The sequence below is a fragment of the Streptomyces sp. NPDC002386 genome (assembly GCF_053593175.1).
In genome coordinates, this window is sequence record NZ_JBSFBX010000016.1 from 39,925 (window position 1) to 60,085 (window position 20,161).

Consider the following 20,161-nt stretch of genomic DNA (forward strand, 5'->3'; position numbering starts at 1 on the left):
GGTCGGGGCGCGGGGTGCGCGAGGGCCGTGCCTGGCGGTGCGCCTGGCCGGTGCCGCGCGGGGCCGGAGTGTCGTCACCTGCCTCCCCGGGCGTGCCGGGCGAGGTGGCGCAGCGCCTCGGCGAACTCCTCGGCCACCCGGCGCACGGTCGCCGTGTCGTGGACGCCGGGCCGGTGGTGCCAGGTGAAGGCGAGCCGGCCGTGCTGCACCGCGCCCACCACCTCCACCGGGTGCGAGCCGGGGTCCCGGGGGTCGTGGTCCTGGCCGAAGGAGCCGTGTTCGGCGCGGACCAGGCCGCCGTCCGCGGTCTCGGGGCGGGCGTCCCACTGGCCGAGGTAGTTGAAGACCACCTGGCTGTGGGCGTGGGCGCCGAGGCGTCCGCGGACCTCCGGGGTGCCGAAGGTGCGCAGGGCGCCGTAGCCGATGCCGTTGCCGGGTACGGCGCGCAACTGGCGGCGCACCGACTTCACCAGGGACCGCCAGTCGCGGTCCGGTCCGCTCCCGCCGGGGTCTGGCACCTGGAGGGCGACCGGGTAGACGGTGGTGAACCAGCCGACGGTGCGGGAGAGGTCGACGCCGTCGAGCAGGTCCTCCCGGCCGTGTCCCTCCAGGTCCACCCGCACCCGGTCGTGTCCGGTCCAGCGGGCCAGCGCCAGGGCGAGGGCGGCGAGCAGCACGTCGTTGACCCGGGTGCGGTAGGCGGTGGGCGCGGCGCGGAGCAGGGCCGCCGTGTCGTCCTCGTCGAGTTCCACGCCGACCGTCGCGGCCGGTCCGGCTTCGGGCCCCGGGGCCGGGGCCGCCGGGTCAGGTTCGATGTCCACGGCCTGCTCCCAGTGGGGCAGTTCGTGGTCGAGGCCGCCTTCGGCGACGTGGGCGGCGAGGCGCCGGGACCACTCGCGGAAGCTGGTGCCGCGCTCCCCCAGGGTGACCGGGCCGCCCGTGGCGGCCTGCCGGTAGGCGGTCTCCAGGTCGTCGCGCAGGACGCGCCAGGAGACCGCGTCCACCACCAGGTGGTGGGCGACGAGCAGGAGGAACGCGGGCCGGTCCGGGCCCCCGGTGAACAGCGCCGCCCGCAGCTGCGGGCCGTGGCCCAGGTCGAAGCTCGCGTGCAGTTCGTCGGCGGCCTTCGCCATGGCCGCGTCGGCGTCCTCGGCGGACAACCCGGTGAGGTCGTGCCGGGCGAGGATGTCGTGACCGGCGGCCGGCGGCGGGTTGAACTGCCGCCAGCCGTCCTCGTGCCGGGTGAACCGCATGCGCAGGGCGTCGTGATGCTCCAGCAGGGCGTCGAGCGCGCTGCGCAGCGCCCCCGGGTCGGGGGTGCCGTCGAGCTCCAGCAGCGCCGACTGGTTGAAGTGGTGGTGGGCCGCGCGGGGAGTGGTCAGGAACCACTCCTGGATCGGTGTGAGCGGCACCTCGCCGGTCACCGGGCCCTCGGCGGCGCGCTGGGGCGCGGTACGGACGACGGTGGCGAGTTCGGCGACGGTCTGGTGCGTGAACAGGTCCCGGGTGGCCACGTGCAGACCGTCGCGGCGCAGTCGTGAGACGACCTGCATGCTCAGGATGGAGTCGCCGCCGAGCGCGAAGAAGTTGTCGTCGGCACCGACCTCCTCGATGCCGAGCACGTCGGCCCAGATCCGGGCCACCCGGCGTTCGGTGTCGGTGCGCGGCGCGGTCCGCGGCCCGTCCGCGGCCTGGGCGGGCCCGGGCGCCGGCAGCGCCCTGCGGTCCGTCTTGCCGTTGGGGGTGAGCGGCAGCCGGTCGAGCGGGACGAAGACGGACGGCACCATGTGCGGCGGCAGCTCTCCGGCCAGGTGCAGCCGCAGTTCGCCGATGGGCAGGGGGGTGCCGCAAGCCGCGCCGCCGGGGGACTCGGTCCCGGCCACCGCCGGGGCGGCGGGCCCGGCACCGGACGGTTCGCCGGTGACGGTACCGGGGCCGGCCGGCGGTGCCGGTACGACGTAGGCGACGAGCCGGTCCGGCGCGCCGGGTGTCTCCCCCGCACGGACGGCGACCACGGCGTCCCGCACCAGGGGGCTGCGGCGCAGCGCGCCCTCGATCTCGCCGGGTTCGATACGGAAGCCGCGCAGCTTGACCTGGTCGTCGGCGCGCCCGGCGAACCGGAGCCGGCCGTCGGCGGTCCAGCGGACCAGGTCCCCGGTGCGGTACATCCGCTCCCCCGGCGCGCCGAAGGGGTCGGGCAGGAACCGCTGGGCGGTCAGTCCCGGCCGGCCCAGGTAGCCGCGGGCGAGTCCGGGCCCGGCGACGTACAGCTCACCGGTCACACCGGGTGGTACGGGGCGCAGGGCGGCGTCGAGCACGTGCACCCGGGTGCCGCCGGAGGGGCGGCCGATGGGCGGGGCGCCGGCACCGGGAGTCAGCGGACCGGTCCAGGTGGCGACCACGGTGGCCTCGGTGGGGCCGTAGGAGTTGATCATCCGGCGGCCGGGGGCCCAGGTGTCGACCAGGTCGGCCGGGCAGGCCTCGGCGCCCACGATGAGGGTGCGCAGGTGGGGCAGGCCGGCGGCGGTCTCCGGCGGGACGGTGGCCAGCGCGGCGGGCGGGATGAGGGTGTGGGTGACGCGCCGTTCGGTGAGCACCTCCGCCAGCCGTTCCCCGACCAGCGGCCCCTCCTCGCCCGTCACCAGCGCGGCCCCGCTGAGCAGGGAGACGCACAGTTCCAGCACGGAGGCGTCGAAGCTCGGGGAGGCGAACTGGAGCACCCGGTCGCCGGGGCCCGCCGCGTACCGCTCGGCGGCTGCCGCGGCGAACGAGGCGAGGCCGCGGTGGGTGACGACGACGCCCTTGGGGGTGCCGGTGGAGCCGGAGGTGTAGATGACGTAGGCGGGGTGGGCGGGGGTGAGCGCGGCGGTGCGGTCGGCGTCCGTGGGCGCCGTCTCGGGCCCGTCGGCCGTCCACACCTCGGCCGGGTCACCGAGGACGAGGTGGGCGCCCGCGTCCCGGATCATGAACTCGCGCCGCTGCTGCGGGTAGCCGGGGTCCACGGGCAGGAACGCGCCGCCCGCCTTGGCGACGGCGAGCTGCGCCACCACGGTCGCCGCCGACCGGGGCAGCGCGAGGGCCACCACGCGCTCCGGGCCGACGCCGTCCCGGACGAGCCGGTGGGCCAGCCGGTTGGCGGCCCGGTCGGCTTCCGCGTACGTCACTTCACGGTCGTCGTCGATCAGCGCCACGGCGTCCGGGGTCCGGGCGGCCTGCCGTTCGAACAGCGCGGGCAGGGTGCTCTCGGGCACCGCGCGGAAGGTTCCCCGGCCCTGCTCCAGCAGGCTCTTCACCTCGTCGTCCGAGGTCAGCGGCAGTTCCCCGAGGGCGCGGCCGGGGTCCTCGGCGACGGCGCGCAGCAGCGCGCCGAGCTGCCCGGCCATCCGGTCGGCCGTGGCCGCGTCGAACAGGTCGGTGTTGTAGGTGAGCAGGCCGTGCAGGGAGCCGGTGCCGCTCTCGGCGAACTCCAGGGTGAGGTCGAACGCGGCCTGCTCCGACTCCGGTTCGACGTCGGTGACGTCGAGGCCGGGCATGTCCAGGGCGGCGGCCGGGGTGTTCTGCAGGACGACCATCACCTGGAACAGCGGGCTGCGGCTGGTGTCGCGGACGGGCTGCACCTCGTCCACGACCCGTTCGAACGGCACGTCCTGGTGGGCGAAGGCGTCGAGGACGGTGCTCCTCACGTCGTCGAGGAACCCGGTGAAGGGCAGCTCCGACCCGGCGCGGGCGCGCAGCACCAGGGTGTTGACGAAGAACCCGACGAGGGACTGGACCTCGGGCCGGTCACGGCCGGAGGTGACGGTTCCGACGGCCACGTCCTCGGTGCCGGAGAGCCGGGCGAGGTAGGCCTGCGCGGCGGCGACGAGCGTGGTGAACAGGGTGGTGCCGTGGTCGCGGGCAAGCCGGGTGAGCCGCCGCACGGCCGGGGCGGGCACCACCAGCCGGGCGGTCGCGCCGGCGCTGGTCCGCACCGGCGGCCGGGGCCGGTCGGTGGGCAGCTCCAGTGGCGCGGCGCCGGCGAGTTGTTCCTTCCAGTAGGCGAGGTGCTCACCGGCCTCGGTGTCACCGGCCGTGCGCTGCCAGTGGGCGTAGTCGGCGTACTGCACCGGCAGCGGCGGCAGTTCCCGCTCCTCGGCGTCGAGTTCGGCGCGGTAGAGGTGGGCGAGGTCGCCGAGCAGCACGGAGGTGGACCACCCGTCGGTGACGATGTGGTGCAGGGCGAGGGTGAGTACGTGGTCGTGCCCGGCGAGCCGGACCAGGGCGGCCCGCAGCAGTGGGCCCTCGCGCAGGTCGAAGAGGCGGGCGCGCTCCGCGGCGAGCAGGCGGCGCAGCGCCGGCTCCCGTTCCGCGTCGGAGAGCCCGGACAGGTCGTGCGCGGGCAGCGGCACGTCGGACGGCGGGTGGACGTGCTGGACCCCGTGCCCGTCGACGCTGTCGAAGGTGGTGCGCAGCGACTCGTGCCGGGCCACCACGGCGGTGAGGGCGGCGCGGAGCGCGCCGGTGTCCAGGTCCCCGCGCAGCCGCAGCGCGAGCGCGGTGACGTACTCGGCCCCGGCGGGTTCGAACTCGTGCAGGAACCACAGGCGTTGCTGGGCGTGGGACATCGGCGCGACCGCGTCCCGGGCCACCGGGACGAGCGCCGGGCCGCCGGGGCCCCGCCGGTCGCCGAGCAGGCGGGCCAGGGCGGCCGGCGTCGGGTGGGTGAACACCGCGCGTGGCGTGAGGCCCGTGCCGAAGGCCTCGGCGAGGCGGGAGGCGAGCCGGATGCTGAGGATCGAGTCGCCGCCCAGCTGGAAGAAGTCGTCCTCCACACCGGGTGGTTCGCAGCCCAGCACCTCGCCGAAGACGGCCGCCGTGCGGCGCTCGGCGTCGGTGCGCGGCTCGATCCGGGTACGGCCCGGCACGGCGTCCGGTGCGGGCAGGGCGGCCCGGTCGACCTTGCCGTTGCGGCTCAGCGGAAGGGCGGGGAGCGGGACGAAGGCAGCCGGTACGAGGTAGTCGGGCAGGGTGCGGGCGGCGAAGTCCCGCAGTTCCCCGGCGTCCTGGCCGGCCGGTCCGACGACGTAGGCCACGAGCCGCTTGGCACCGGGCCGGTCCTCGCGGGCCAGGACGGCCACGTCCGTGACGTCCGGGTGGGCGGCGAGCGCCGCCTCGACCTCGCCGGGCTCCACGCGGAAGCCGCGGATCTTCACCTGGTCGTCGGCGCGGCCGAGGAACTCCACGGTGCCGTCCGGGCGCCGCCGGGCCAGGTCGCCGGTGCGGTACACGCGGGCGCCGGGCGGGCCGAGCGGGTCGGCGAGGAAGCGGGCGGCGGTGTCACCCGGGCGGCCCAGATAGCCGCGGGCGACGCCCTCGCCGCCCAGGTACAGCTCGCCCGGGCAGCCGGGCGGTACGGGCCGCAGCCGGGCGTCGAGCACGAGCGCCCGCATGTCGTCCAGCGGCCGGCCGATGGGGACCGTGCCGGGGACCGCCGCCGGGTCGGTGAGGGCGCAGGAGGTCGCGAAGGTGGTGGTCTCGGTGGGGCCGTAGCCGTCCACCACGGTCAGGCCGGGGCAGGCCTCCAGCACCCGGCGCACGGCCGGTGCCGGTACGACGTCACCGCCGGTCCACACCTGCGCGAGGCCGCGGAAGCAGTCGGGGGCGTCCTGGGCGAGCAGCCGGAACAGCCCGGCGGTCAGCCACACCGCGGTCAGTGCGCCGTCGGCCGCCAGCCCGCGCAGCAGGGCGGCGTCGACGCTCCCGCCGGGGGCCACGACGACGCGGCCGCCGTTGAGGAGCGGCGCCCACACCTCGAAGGTGGCGGCGTCGAAGGCCACCGCCGAGTGCAGCAGCACCCGGTCGCAGACACCGCCGGCGAACCGGCTGTCGGTGGCCAGCGCCGCCACGTCACGGTGGCGCACCGCGACGGCCTTGGGCAGGCCGGTGGACCCGGAGGTGAACATGACGTACGCCAGCCGGTCCGGCTCGGCGGCGGGCAGCGGCGCCGCCGGGGGTCCGGCGGTGCGCGCGGGCGGCTCCTGCTGCTTCGCCGCCCCGGTGCCGCGCGGCGCAGGGTCGGCGCCGGTGGCCGGTGGGGCCCCGGCGGGAGGCTCGGCCGGTGTCCCCCCGCGCGCGGCCGTCACCTCCGCGGCGGTGAGCCGGACGGCCGCGCCCGCCTGGGCGAGCAGGGTGCGCCGGCGTTCCTCGGGGGCGCGGGTGTCGACCGGGAGGTAGGCGCCGCCGGCCAGGAGTACCGCGAGCTGGGCGACGACCAGTTCGGCCGAGCGGTCCAGCAGCAGCGCCACCCGGTCCTCGGGGGCGAGCCCGCCGGCCAGCAGCCGTCCCGCCAGCGCGTGGGCCCAGTCGTCCAGCTGACGATACGTCAGGAGTTCTCCGCCGTCCTGGACCGCGACCGCGTCCGGGGTGCGTCGGGCCTGCTCGGCGAACAGGTCCACGGGGCTGCGCGGGGCGGCCGGGCGGGCGGTGGTGTTCCAGGCGGCCAGCAGCTCGCGGTCGGCGGCCGTGAGCAGATCCAGGTCGGTCAGGTCGGTGTCGAACCCGTCGGCGAGGGCGGTGAGCAGTCCGGCCAGCCGGTCCGCGGCCCGCTCGGCGGTGGCGGGGTCGAACAGGGCGGGGTCGTAGGCGAGGTCGAAGCCGAGCCGTTCGGCGAGGTGGGCGCGGAGGCACCAGGGGAAGGTGGTGGCGTCGTCGGCGCGCACGTCCTCCACCCGGACGCCCGTGCGGGCCGTCGCCGACTCGTCCACCGGGTAGTTCTCGAACACCACCATGCTGTCGAACAGCGCTTCACCGGCGGGTACTTCGGCGACGGCCCGGATGCGCGGCAGGGCGAGGAAGTCGAAGCGGCGGGCGTCGCTCTGCCGTTCCTGGAGGTCGCGCAGCCACGGCAGCACCGGCCCGGCGGGTATCCGGACCCGGGTCGGCACGGTGTTGATGAACATGCCGATCATGCCTTCGACACCGGGCAGTTCGGCCGGGCGGCCGGAGACGGTGGTGCCGAACACCACGTCGTCCCGCCCGCTGGAGCGGGCCAGCAGCAGCGCCCAGGCGCCCTCCACCACGGTGTTCACGGTCACTCCGGCACGGGCGGCGGTCTCCCGCAGCCGTGCCGAGACCCCGGACTCCAGCTCGTGGTGGACGGCGGCGGCGGAGCGGGCGCGGTGCGCCTCGGCGGGCGTGCGGTCGTACGGCAGCGGAGTGCGGCTGGTGAACCCGGCGAGGGCCTCGGCCCAGTGCCGTTCGGCCGCGGTCTCGTCCTGCTCGCGCAGCCAGCGCAGGAAGTCCGCGAACGGCCGCCGCACCGGGGGCGCCGGGTCCGGTCCTCCGGTCAGCGCCGCGTAGCGTTCGCACACTTCGGTGAGGAGCTGACCCGTGCTCCAGCCGTCGAGGACGATGTGGTGGGTGGACCACACGAGCAGCACCTCGTCGCCGGGCAGCGCGGCCAGGGTGAGCCGGGTGAGCGGCGCGGTGGTGAGGTCCATGCCGGCCGCGCGGTCCGCGGCGAGCAGCCGCTCGGTGGCCTCGGCGCGTTCGGCCGGGGTCGACGCTCGCCAGTCCAGGTGGGTGACGGGGAGTTCGGCCCGGCGGTGGACCACCTGGACCGGGTGCGGCAGGCCGTGCCAGTGGACGCTGGTGCGCAGCGCCGGGGTACGGTCGGCGACCTCCTGCCAGGCGGCGGCGAAGGCGCTCGGGTCGGCGACCCCGGACAGCGTCACGGCCGTACGGTCGAAGTAGGCGTGCTCGGTGTCCACGAGGCCGTGGAAGAGCATGCCGGACTGGAGCGGGGTCAGCGGCAGGACGTCGTCCACGTGCCGGCCGGTGCCGACGAGCCGGTCGAGGAGGTCCTGGCCGAGGCCGGCGAGCGGGAAGTCGGAGGGGGTGCGGCCGCCCGCCCCGGCTCCGGCGCAGTGCTCCACGATCTGCCGCAGGGCCGTGAGGGTGTCCTCGGCGAGCCGGCGGACGGTGGCCCGGTCGTAGACGCCGGGCGGGTAGGTCCAGCCGAGTTCGAGGCGGCCCTGCTGGACCACACCGGTGATGTCGAGGAGGTAGGGCCGCGTCTCCTCCGGGTCGGTGTCCCGGCCGGCCGGGGGCAGCGCGCCGCGGACCAGGCCGGCGCCGGCGCCGCCCGTGTCCCACTGGCCGTGGTAGTTGAAGCCGACCTGCGGGGCGGGCGCGGTGGCGAGGGGGCTGCCGGGCACGAGGTGGCGCAGGGCGCCGTGGCTCAGGCCGTGCAGCGGCACCGCGCGCAGTTGTTCCTTGACCGAGCGGAGGGTGTCGTGCCAGCCGGCGTCGGGGGCGACGCGCAGGGCGAGCGGGAACTCGGCGGTGAACCAGCCGACGGTCCGGGACAGGTCGACGTCCGCGAACAGTTCCTCCCGGCCGTGGCCCTCGACGCCGAGCAGGACCGTGTCACGGCCGCACCAGCGGGCCAGGGTGCGGCCGAGGGCGCTGAGCAGGACGTCGTTGACCTGGGTGCGGTAGACGGCGGGGACCTGGCGCAGGAGGGCGTCGGTCGTCTCCGCGTCCAGGGTGACGGTGAGGGTGTCCGCGGCGCCGTGGGTGTTCGGGCCGGGCCGTCCGGCGGGGAGTGCGGCCGGGGCCGCCGCGGTGCGCGTCCAGTACGGCAGGTCGGCGTCGAGGGCGCCGGAGCGGGTGTGCCGGTCGAGCCGGGCGGCCCAGTGCCCGTAGGAGGTGCCGGTGGCGGGGGGTTCGGCGGGCCGGCCCTCCGCCGCCGCCCGGTGGGCGGTCTCCAGGTCCGCGAGCAGGATGCGCCAGGAGACGCCGTCGATGACCAGGTGGTGTGCGGTGATCACCAGTTGTCCCGGCAGGTCCGGCCCGCGGTCGAAGAACAGCACGCGGACGACCCGTCCGGTGGTGGGGTCGAGGGCGGCCTGTGCCTCGTCCGTGAGCCGCTGGACCTCGGCCTCCAGTGCCGTGCCGTCGAGCGCGGTCACGTCGTGCCGGGTGAGGACGGTGTCCGGTGCCTCGGGCAGCACGTCCTGACGCCAGCCGTCGGCGGTGCGGTGGAACCGGGTGCGCAGGGAGGTGTGGTGGCGTACGAGGGCGTCGGTGGCGGCCCGCAGTGCCGCTCCGTCGGTGCCGGGGGCGAGTTCCAGACGCTGGGTCATGGTGAAACGGAGCGGACGGCCGGGCTCGCGGCCGTCCAGGTACCAGCGCTGGATCGGGGTGAGCGGCGCCTCTGCCGGTTCCTCGGCCGCTTCCTGGCCCGGCGCCGACTCGGTCACGCACAGGGCGAGTTCGGCGACGGTCTGGTGGCGGAAGACGTCCTTGGTGGTGAGGACGAGCCCGGCCTGCCGGGCACGGGAGACGATCTGGATGCTCAGGATGGAGTCGCCGCCGAGCGCGAAGAAGTTGTCGCGGGCGCCGACGCGTTCGACACCGAGCACGTCGGCCCAGATGGCGGCCAGGCGTTCCTCGGTGCCGGGCCGGGGGGCGACGTACGGGGTGGCGCTGTCGGGCTGAGCCGGCGGCGCCGGCAGGGCGCGCCGGTCGGTCTTGCCGCTGGTGGTACGCGGAATGCGGTCGAGCGGGACGAACGCGGCGGGCACCATGTGGTCGGGCAGGGTGCGGCGCAGGGCGAGGCGCAGGGCGTCGGCGGACGGGACGAGGCCGGCGGCGGGCACCACGTAGCCGACGAGCATGAGCCGCCCGGCGTGCTCGCGGGCGCTGACGGCGGCGTCCGCGACGTCGGGGTGGTCCAGGAGGGCGGCCTCCACCTCGCCGGGCTCGATGCGGAACCCGCGGATCTTGACCTGCTCGTCCACCCGGCCCAGGAACTCCAGCAGTCCGTCCCGGTCCCAGCGGGCCCGGTCGCCGGTGCGGTACATGCGCTCCCCGGGTGCCCCGAACAGGTCGGGGACGAAGCGGGCGGCGGTGAGGCCGGGGCGGTTCAGGTAGCCGCGGGCCACCTGGGCGCCGGCCAGGTACAGCTCGCCGGGGGTCCCGGGCGGTACGGGGCAGAGGTCGCCGTCGAGGACGTAGGCGCGCAGGTTGCCGCCGGGGCGGCCGATGACCGGCCGGTCGGGCAGCTCGCCGCGGCGGCCGTAGACGGCGTCGACGGTGGTCTCGGTGGGGCCGTACATGTTGTAGGCGGCGATCCCCAGCTCCCGTTCGGCGCACTGGAGTTCACGCCAGTCGGCCGCGGTGACGGCCTCACCTCCGACGAGCAGCAGACGCGGGTGGTGACGTCCGGGGGCGAGCAGCCCGGCGGCGGTGAGTTCACGCAGGAAGGACGGGGTGACGTTGACCAGGTCGAGGCGGTCTCCGTCGACCCGGTCGCAGAACGCCTCCGGGTCCAGCCGGGTGTCCTCGTCGATCAGGTGGACCTCGTGGCCGAGGGCGAGGAGCAGCGGCCCTTCCCAGGAGGTGTCGAAGGAGAAGGAGGCGCTGAGCGCGGCCCGCAGCCGCCGCCCGCCGCCGGTGTGCGGGGCTAGCAGGCCGGCGCGGTGGTCCTCGCAGAGGTTGACGAGCTGCCGGTGTTCGACGGCGACGCCCTTGGGGCGGCCGGTGGAGCCGGAGGTGTAGACGATGTAGGCGGTGTGCCGCGGCAGCAGCGGCCGGACGCGGTCGGCGTCGGCCGGGTCGTGGCCGGGCAGCCGGTTCCAGGGCACGACGGCGAGGTCGGTGAGCAGGGTGTGCGGACGGGCGTCCGAGAGCAGGAACGCCTGCCGTTCCGGCGGGAGTTCCGGGTCGAGGCAGAGCAGGGTGGCGCCCGCCTTGAGGACGGCGAGCAGCGCCACCATCAGGTCGGAGGTGCGCGGCAGCCGTACGGCGACCACGTCCTCGGGACCGGCGCCCAGGGCGATGAGGTGGTGGGCGAGCCGGTTGGCCCGCGTGTTCAGCGCCGCGAAGTCCAGGGTGGTGTCACGGGCGGCCAGGGCGGTGTGCTCCGGGGTGCGGGCTGCCTGGGCCTCGAACAGCGCCGGGAAGGTGGTGTCGGGTTCGGGCAGCCGGGCGCCCTGCCCGTGGCGCAGGACCTGGCGCCGCTCGTCCCCGGTCATCAGCGGCAGGCGGCCGACGGCCTGCCCGGGGTCGTCGGCCGCGGCCTCCAGCAGGGTGCGCAGCCGGCCGGCCAGCCGGGCCGCGGTGTCGGCGTCGAACAGGCCGGTGTTGTACTCCAGGTGCCCGGTGAGGCCGTCGTCGCCCTCCACGAAGTCGAAGGCCAGGTCGAAGGTGGCGGTGCGGACCGGCGGTATGACCGGCTCCGCCGTCAGGCCGGGCATCCGGAGCGGCTCGCCGCCGAGGTTGTGCAGGGCGACCATGACCTGGAACAGCGGGGTGCGGCTGGTGTCCCGCTCCGGCTGGAGGGCGTCCACCACCCGCTCGAAGGGCACCTCCTGGTGGGCGAAGGCCTCCAGGACGGTCGTACGCACCTCGGCCAGCAGCTCCCGGAAGGACAGGCGGGGACGGACCCGGGCACGCAGCACCACCGTGTTGACGAACATGCCGACCACGTCGTGCAGTTCGGGGCGTTCACGGCCGGCGGTGACGGTGCCGACGGTGACGTCCTCCTGGCCCGCCCAGCGGGCGAGCAGGGTCTGGCAGGCCGCCACCAGGGCCATGTAGAGGGTCGCGTCGGCCTCCCGTGCCCGTGCCCGCAGCCGCTCGGTCAGCGCGGCGGGCAGGGTGAAGGTGACCAGGGCGCCGTCGCGGGTGCGGACGGCCGGGCGGGGCCGGTCGGTGGGCAGCTCCAGCGGGACCACGCCGTCCAGCGCGCGGCGCCAGTGGGCGAGTTCGGCCTCGGCGCGGTCGGCACGGGAGCGCTGCCAGGCGGCGAAGTCACGGTAGCGGACGGGGAGCGGGGGCAGTTCGGGGCTGCGGCCCGCCAGGGCCGCCGCGTACATCTCGCCCAGGTCGCGGGCCAGTACGCCGCCGGACCAGCCGTCGGTGACGATGTGGTGCACGGCCAGGACGAGGACGTGATCGTCGGCGGCCAGCCGCGCCAGCCGGGCCCGCAGCAGGGGCCCGGTGGCCAGGTCGAAGGGCGTGGCGGCCTCCCGGTCCAGGAGGCCGTCCAGGGCGGCGGCGTCCGGGAGACCGGTCACCGGCAGGTCCACGGGCGCGGGCGCGTGGACGGTCTGCCGGACCTGGCCGTCGTGTTCGGTGAAGGTGGTGCGCAGTGCCTCGTGCCGGGCGACCAGGCCGTCCAGGGCGGTGCGCAGGGCGGGGGTGTCGAGGGGTCCGCGCAGCCTGAGCACGGACAGGGTCGTGTACTCGGTGCCGCCCGGTTCGAACCGGTCGAGGAACCAGAGGCGTTGCTGCGCGTACGACAGCGGCGCCGGGCCGCCCGGGGCCGCGGCCGGGATGGTGCCGGCGGTGTTCCCGTCGCGGGGTTCGCCCAGGGCGGCGGCGAGGCCGGAGACCGTGGAGTGGGTGAACAGCATCCTCGGTGAGACGTCCGTGCCGAAGGCGGCACGCAGCCGCGAGGTGACGCGCACGGCCAGGATGGAGTCGCCGCCGAGGGCGAAGAAGTCGTCGTCGGCGCCGACCTCGTCCGTGTCCAGCACGTCCGTCCAGGCGGCGGCGACCAGCCGTTCGGCGGGGGTGCGCGGCGGGGTGCGGGTGGCGTCGGCGGCGAAGCCGTCCGGGCCGGGCGCGGGCAGGGCGCGCCGGTCGAGCTTGCCGTTGACGGTGAGCGGCAGCGCGGCCATCGGCACGTAGGCGGCCGGCACCATGTGCGCGGGCAGCAGTCCTTCGAGGTGGGCGCGGAGTTCGGCGGCGGACGGGGCCGGTACGGCACGGTCGCCGGTGCCCGCGCCGACGACGTGGGCGACCAGCCGGCGGGTCCCCACGGTGTCCTCGTACACGCCGACGGTGGCGGCGCCGACGCCCGGGTGGCCGTGCAGGGCGGCCTCGATCTCGCCGGGCTCGATGCGGTAGCCGCGGATCTTCACCTGCTGGTCGGCCCGGCCCAGATACTCCAGCGTGCCGTCGGCCCGCCAGCGGGCCCGGTCCCCCGTGCGGTACATGCGGGTGCCCGGCCGGCCGAAGGGGTCGGCGAGGAAGCGGGTCGCGGTCAGCCCGGGCCGGTTCAGGTAGCCGCGCGCCAGCCCCTCGCCGGCGACGAACAGCTCCCCCACGGCGCCCGGCGGCACCGGCCGCAGGGTGTCGTCGAGGACGTAGAGGCGCAGGTCGGGGATGCCGGTGCCGATGGGGCTCGCGGTGCCGGGGCGGGCGGTGGAGGAGTCGAGCGCGGCGTAGGTGACGTGCACGGTGGTCTCGGTGATGCCGTACATGTTCACCAGACGGGGCGCGGTGTCGGGGTGGCGGGTGTACCAGTCGGCGAGCCGGCCGGTGTCGAGTGCCTCGCCGCCGAAGATCACCGTGCGCAGTGCCGGCCGCGCGCCGGCGTCGCGGAGCAGGGCGTCGGCGCGGATCAGCGGATAGAACGCGGACGGTGTCTGGTTGAGGACGGTCACCCGCTCGTCCGCGAGCAGGCGCAGGAAGTCCTCCGGGGAGCGCGCGGTGTCCTCGGGGACGATCACGAGCCGGCCGCCGTGCAGCAGCGGGCCCCACAGCTCCCACACCGAGAAGTCGAACGCGTAGGAGTGGAACATGGTCCACACGTCGTCGGGCCCGAAGCCGAACCAGTGCCGGGTGCGGGTGAACAGGCGGACGACGTTGGCGTGCGGAATGACGACGCCCTTGGGACGTCCGGTGGAGCCGGAGGTGTAGATGGCGTAGGCGGGGCTCTCGGGCAGCGCGCGGCGGACCGGACCGGCGGCGGGCCGGCGGGCCAGGTCGGCACGTACCTCCGGGTCGTCCAGCAGCAGGCTCGGGACGTCCGGGCCGGCCGCGCCCTGCCGGACGGTGACGAGTGCGACCGGTGCGGCGTCGTCGAGCAGGTGCCGGACCCGCTCGGCGGGCAGCTTCGGGTCGATCGGCAGGTAGGCGGCGCCCGTCCGGAGGACGGCGAGCACGGCCACCACGAGGTCGGTGGAGCGGGGCAGCGCGAGGGCCACGAACTTCTCCGGTCCGGCGCCGAGTTCGGCGAGCCGGTGGGCGAGGCGGCCCGCCCGTGTCTCCAGGGTGGCGTAGTCGAGCCGCTCGTCGCCGCAGGTGACGGCCACGGCGTCGGGGGTGCGGGCGGCCTGGGCGGCGAACAGGGCGTCCAGGGTGCCGGCGGGCCGGCCCTCCTCGGTGCCGTTCCAGTCGGCCAGCATCCGCCGCCGCTCCGCGGCGGTGGTCCAGGCGAGGTCGCGCACGGGCCGGCCGGGGTCGTCGGCCAGCTCGGTGAGCAGCAGGCACAGCCGCCCCGCGAGGTCGCTCACCGTCGTGGCGTCGAACAGGTCGGGGTCGTAGGCGAGGTCGAAGCCGAACCGCTCGCCCTGGTAGGCCCGCAGCACCAGCGGGTAGTTGGTGGCGTCCCGTGCGGAGACGTCCGCCAGCCGTATCCCGGTGGTGGCCGAACGCGCCTCGTCGAAGGGGTAGTTCTCGAAGGCCACCATGCTCTCGAAGAGCGCGCCGCCGGCGGGAACGTCGCTGAGCGAGGTCAGTTCGGCGAGGGAGACCGCCGCGAACCGCCGCGCCTCGGCCTGTTCCTCCTGGAGTTCTCTGAGCCAGGCGACGGCGCCGCGGTGACCGTCCACGCGCACGCGGGTGGGCAGGGTGTTGATGAACATGCCCACCATCGACTCGGCGCCGGGCAGGTCGTCGGGGCGCCCGGAGACGGTGGTGCCGAACAGCACGTCACGCTCGGCGCCGTAGCGGGACAGCAGCAGCGCCCAGGCGCCCTGCACCACGGTGCCGAGGGTGAGCCCGGCGGCCCGGGCGGTACGGGCGAGCCGGGCGGAGACCTCGTCGGACAGCGCGGCCGTGTGCACGCCCGCGGACCGGGACTCGTGCCCAGGGCGCCGGGGACGGTCGAAGGGCAGCGGGGTGGGCGTGGCGAACCCGTCCAGGACGGTCCGCCAGTGCGCGTGCGCGGCCGCGGAGTCCTGGCCGGCCAGCCAGCGGACGTAGTCGCCGAACGGGCGGCGCGCCGGGGGCCGGGACGCGGCGCCGGTGGTGAGGGCCGCATACTCCTCGAACACCTCGGTGAGCACCTGGGCCAGGCTCCAGCCGTCCAGGATCAGGTGGTGGGAGGTCCACAGCAGGTACGTCCGGGCGCCGGGCAGCCGGACGAGGGCGAGCCGCATCAGGGGGGCCGTGCCGAGGTCGAGACCGCGTGCCAGGTCGTCGGCGCGCAGCCGCGCCAGCCGCTCGTCCCGGTCCGCCTCATCCAGCTCGCGCCAGTCCAGCCGGGTGACCGGAACCTCGGTGCGCCGGTGCACGACCTGGAGCGGCACCGGCACGCCCTCCCACACCACCGAGGTGCGCAGGGCGGGGGTGCGGTCGGTCACCCGCTGCCAGGCCAGGGCGAGAGCGCCGGTGTCGGTCACCCCGTCCAGCAGCAGGGCGGCCTGGTCCACGTACACGTCGTCGGCGCCGCCGACCAGCCGGTGGAAGAGCATGCCCTCCTGGAGCGGGGTGAGCGGCAGCAGGTCCTCGACGTCCCGGCCGTCACCGGCGAGGCGGTCCACGCCGGCCTGGTCCAGGCGGGCCAGCGGGAAGTCGGAGGGGGTACGGCCGCCCGCGCCGGGGCGGGCGCAGTGGGCGGCGATGGCGCGGAGCGCCCGCACCATGCCCTCGGCCAGCTCCCGGACGGTGTCCTCCCGGTGCGCCTGGTCGCTGTAGTGCCAGGTGATCTCCAGCTCTCCGTCGGCCACCACGGCGGACACGTCGAGCAGGTGGTCCAGCGGCGCGGCGGGGTCCATGTCCCGGCCGGGCACGTCGGCGACCGGGGCGAAGTCGCCTCCGGCGGGCGCCTCCCACTGGCCGTGGTAGGTGAAGCACACCTGCGGCAGCGGCCGTTCGCCGAGGGCGCGGGCCTCGGGCCGGGGCGAGCCGAGGTGGCCCAGTGCCTGGTAGCCGAGGCCGCGGCGGGGCACGGCCCGCAGCCGCTCCTTGACGAACTTGAGGGTGCCGCCCCAGTCGTCCGGTCCCGCCGGGGCCAGGGTGACCGGGTACTGGGTGGTGAACCAGCCGACCGTGCGGGACAGGTCGGCGCCCTCGGCCAGGTCCTCCTCCCGGCCGTGGCCCTCCAGGGCGACGGTCACCCGGTCGGCGCCGGTCCAGTCGGCCAGCACCCGGCCGAGCGCGCTCAGCAGCACGTCGTTGACCTGGGTGCGGTACACGCCCGGCACGCGGCGCAGCAGCGCCTCGGTGGTCTCCCGGTCCACCGGCGTGCGGACGGTGCGCACGGACCCGGCGAGCGGGGTGCCGGGCAGGTCGACCGGGAGCGGGACGGGCGCCGGCGCGGCTTCCTCGGTCCAGTGGTCCAGGTCGTCGTCGAGGTCGCCGGCCCGGACCCGGGCGGCCAGGGTGTGCGCCCAGTCGGCGAACGGGGTGTGCTCGGGTTCCAGCCGGGGGTCCTCGCCCGCCGCCGCCCGCCGGTAGGCCTGTTCCAGGTCGGCGAGCAGCACCCGCCAGGAGACGCTGTCGACCGCCAGGTGGTGGGCGGTGAGGAACAGGCGCGGGCGTTCCCCGCCGGTCAGCAGGGCCGCGCGCAGCAGTGCGCCGGTGCCCGGGTCGAGGGCGGCGCGGGCGGCCTCCGCGGCCTCGGCGGGCGCGGTGCCCGGGTCGTGGCGGGTCAGCAGCCCGGTGGCCGGACCGGTGCCGGGGTGCTGCCGCCAGGTGCCGTCGGTGCGGGCGAAGCGGGTGCGCAGGGCCGGATGGCAGGCGACCACGGCGTCCAGCGCCCGGTCCAGGGCACGTTCGTCGAGGTCGTGCGGCAGGTCGAGGAGCATCGACATGCTGAAGTGCCGCAGCGCTCCGTGCGTGGCGTGGAACCACTCCTGGACGGGGGTGAGCGGGGCGGGTCCGGCGTCGTGCGGGCGCCGGCGCGGTGCGGGCACGGCGGTACGGCGGGAGACGGCGGCGGCCAGGTCGGCGACCGTCTGGTGCCGGAAGACGTCCTGCGATCCGATGCGCAGACCGGCCGCGCGGGCACGGGAGACGGCCTGGATGCTGAGGATCGAGTCGCCGCCCAGCTCGAAGAAGTTGTCCGTGACACCCACCCGGGCCATCCCGAGCACGTCGGCCCAGACGCCGGCGAGGGTCTCCTCGTCCGGGGTGCGCGGGGCGACGAACTCCCGTTCCTCCGCCGTGTTCTCCGGGGCGGGCAGGGCGCGGCGGTCCAGCTTGCCGCTGGTGGTCAGCGGCAGCGCGTCCAGCGAGGTGAACGAGGACGGCACCAGGGCGTCGGGCAGCACCTCGCGCAGGGCCGCCCGCAGGGCGGCGGGGGCGGGCCGGGGGGCGCCGGACGCCGGGACGACGTACGCGGCGAGGCGGCTGTGGCCGTGCGGGTCGGGCACGGCGACGACCGCGGCGGCGGCGACGCCGGGCACCGCGAGCAGCGCGGCCTCGATCTCGCCGGGCTCGATGCGGTGGCCGCGCACCTTGACCTGGTCGTCGGCGCGCCCGAGGTAGTCGAGGCGGCCGTCGGCGGTCCAGCGGGCCAGGTCGCCGGTGCGGTACATCCGCTCTCCCGGGCCGCCGAACGGGTCGGGCAGGAAGCGGGCCGCGGTCAGGCCCGGCCGTCCGGCGTAGCCCCGGGCGAGCTGCGCGCCCGCGAGGTACAGCTCGCCGCCGACCCCGGGCGGCACCGGCTGGAGCCGGTCGTCCAGCACGTACGCCCGGACCCCGGGCAGGGGGCGGCCCACCAGCGGGCGGTCCCCGCCGTCGATCCGGCAGGACAGCGCGTCGACCGTGCACTCGGTCGGGCCGTAGAAGTTGTGGGCCGCCACGTCCGGGTGGGCGGCCAGTTCCCGCCAGAGCGCCGGGCCGACCGCCTCGCCGCCGAGCATGAGGACCCGGGGGCGGTGCCGGGGGTCGGTGAGCAGTCCGGCGGGCAGGAGCTGGCGCAGGTAGGACGGGGTGACGTCGAGGAAGTCGATCCGGTGCGCGACGACGTACTCGACCAGGGCGGCCGGGTCCATCCGGGTGACCTCGTCGACCAGGTGCAGCGGGTGGCCGTCGGCCATCAGCAGGACGCCTTCGAGGGAGGTGTCGAAGGAGAACGCGGCGGTGAGCGCGACCCGCAGCGGGCCGCCGCCCGCCTCGGCGACGAAGCCGGCCCGGTGGGCGGCCAGCAGGTGGGCCGCCGCGCGGTGGGAGACGGCCACGCCCTTGGGGCGGCCGGTGGAGCCGGAGGTGTAGATGACGTACGCGGTGTGGTCCGGGTCCAGCGGGGCGCGCCGGTCGGCGTCGGTGAGGTCGGTGTCCGGGGCGGTCGGGGGCACGGCGCCGAGGGCGGCCTCGTCCAGCACCAGGGCCGGCCGGGCGTCGTCCAGCAGGTACCGGACCCGCTCCTCGGGCAGGGCCGGGTCCAGCGGGAGGTAGCCCGCGCCGGACTTCCAGACGGCGAGGATCGCCGTGATCATGTCTGCGGTGCGCGGCAGCCGGAGCGCCACCAGCCGTTCGGGGCCGGCGCCCTGGGCGGCGAGGTGGCGGGCGAGCCGGTTGGCGCGCGCGTTGAGCGTGCCGTAGTCCAGTTCCTCACCGCCCGCGACGAGGGCGAGGGCTTCGGGGGTCCGGGCCGCCCGGCGCTCGAACAGGCCGGGGTACGTGGTGTCGGCCGCGGGCAGGGGGGCGGGGTTCCAGTCGTGGACGAGCCGCCGGGTCTCCTCGTCGGACAGCAGGGGCAGGCTGCCCAGCGGGCGGTCCGGACCGTCGCAGACGCCCTCCAGCAGGCGCAGCAGCTGACCGGCCATCCGCTCGGCCGTGGCCGCGTCGAACAGGTCGGTGCGGTACTCCAGCAGGCCGGTCAGGCCGTCCCCGTCCGGTACGAACTCGATGCTCAGGTCGAAGGTGGCCGCCTGCCGGGGCACGGTGACCGGGCTGGTGGCGAGCCCGCGCGGGGCGGAGGCGGCGGGCGGGTCGGGGTGCAGCAGGACCATCACGTCGAACAGCGGGTTGCGGCCGGCCTCGCGGGGCGCGCCCACCGCCTCCACGATCCGCTCGAACGGCGTGTCGCCGTGGGCGAAGGCGTCGCCCACCGTCTCGGCCGCCCCGGCCAGCAGGTCGCGGAAGGATCCCGAGGTGTCCACCGCGGTGCGCAGCACGACCGTGTTGACGAAGAAGCCGACGGTCCGTTCGAGGTCGGTGCGGGACCGGCCCGGTGTGAGGGAGCCGACGGTGATGTCGTCCTGGCCGGACCAGCGGGCCAGCAGCGCCTGCGCGGCGGCGACCAGGGCGGTGTGCAGGGTGCCGTGCCGCTCTCCGGCGAGGTCGCGCAGGCGCGTGGCCACCCGCGCCGGCACGGTGAAGGTGTGGACGGCGCCCTCGCCCGCCTCCTCGCCGCGCCGCGGCCGGTCCAGGGGCAGCTCGGGCGCCACCGCCCCGGCCAGCTTCCCCTTCCAGTGCGCGAGTTCGCCGTCGAGGCGGGCGCCGGAGAGACGGGCGCGCTGCCACACCGCGAAGTCGGGGTACTGGGTGGCCACCGGGGGCAGCTCGGGTGCGGCGCCCCGCGCGAGGGCGTCGTAGGCGGTGCACAGCTCGTCCAGGACGACGCCCATCGACCAGCCGTCGGTGACGATGTGGTGGGCCGTCAGCAGCAGGACGTGCGAGGCCGCGGACTCGCGCAGCAGCAGGGCCCGCAGCAGGGGTCCGTGCCCCAGGTCGAAGGGCCGGGAGTACTCCGCCAGCAGGTCCGCGTCCAGGTCGTCGGCGTCACGCACCGGCAGCGGCACCGGGCCGGCCGGGTGCACACGCTGCGCCGGGCGGCCGTCGGTCTCCTCGAAGGTGGTGCGCAGGGCCTCGTGCCGGGCGACCACGGCGGCCAGCGCGGCCCGCAGGGCCTCCTGGTCCGGTGTGCCGGTGAGGCGGAGGGCGACCGCGCTGTTGTAGCGGGCGTCGCCGGGCCGCAGCCGGTCCAGGAACCACAGGCGCTGCTGCGCGAACGACAGCGGCAGCGGACGGTCCCGGTCGGCGCGCGGGATGCCGGGGCGGGCGGCCGGGGCGGAGCCGCCGGCCCGCCCGGCGAGCCGCCGCCGCAGCGCCTCGCGCAGGTCGTCGGGCAGGGCCTCGGCGCGGTCCCGCCGGGAACCGCGGTCGGGGCGCGGGGAGCCGGAGGGATGCGAAGGGGTCGAAGACGTCATGGTCG

1 protein-coding gene is annotated in these 20,161 nt (G+C 76.4%); it reads right to left on the bottom strand.

What is annotated here, in order from left to right:
* Positions 1-74 precede the first annotated feature (74 nt).
* Entirely contained in the window at positions 75-20,156 is a 20,082-nt protein-coding gene (locus ACWCPN_RS28305) for a non-ribosomal peptide synthase/polyketide synthase (protein WP_451211549.1), read from the bottom strand.
* Positions 20,157-20,161 lie beyond the last annotated feature (5 nt).

Bases quoted from the DNA above. Each gene is read 5' to 3' on its own strand.
- ACWCPN_RS28305 (WP_451211549.1), bottom strand. From the start codon at position 20,156: ATGACGTCTTCGACCCCTTCGCATCCCTCCGGCTCCCCGCGCCCCGAC.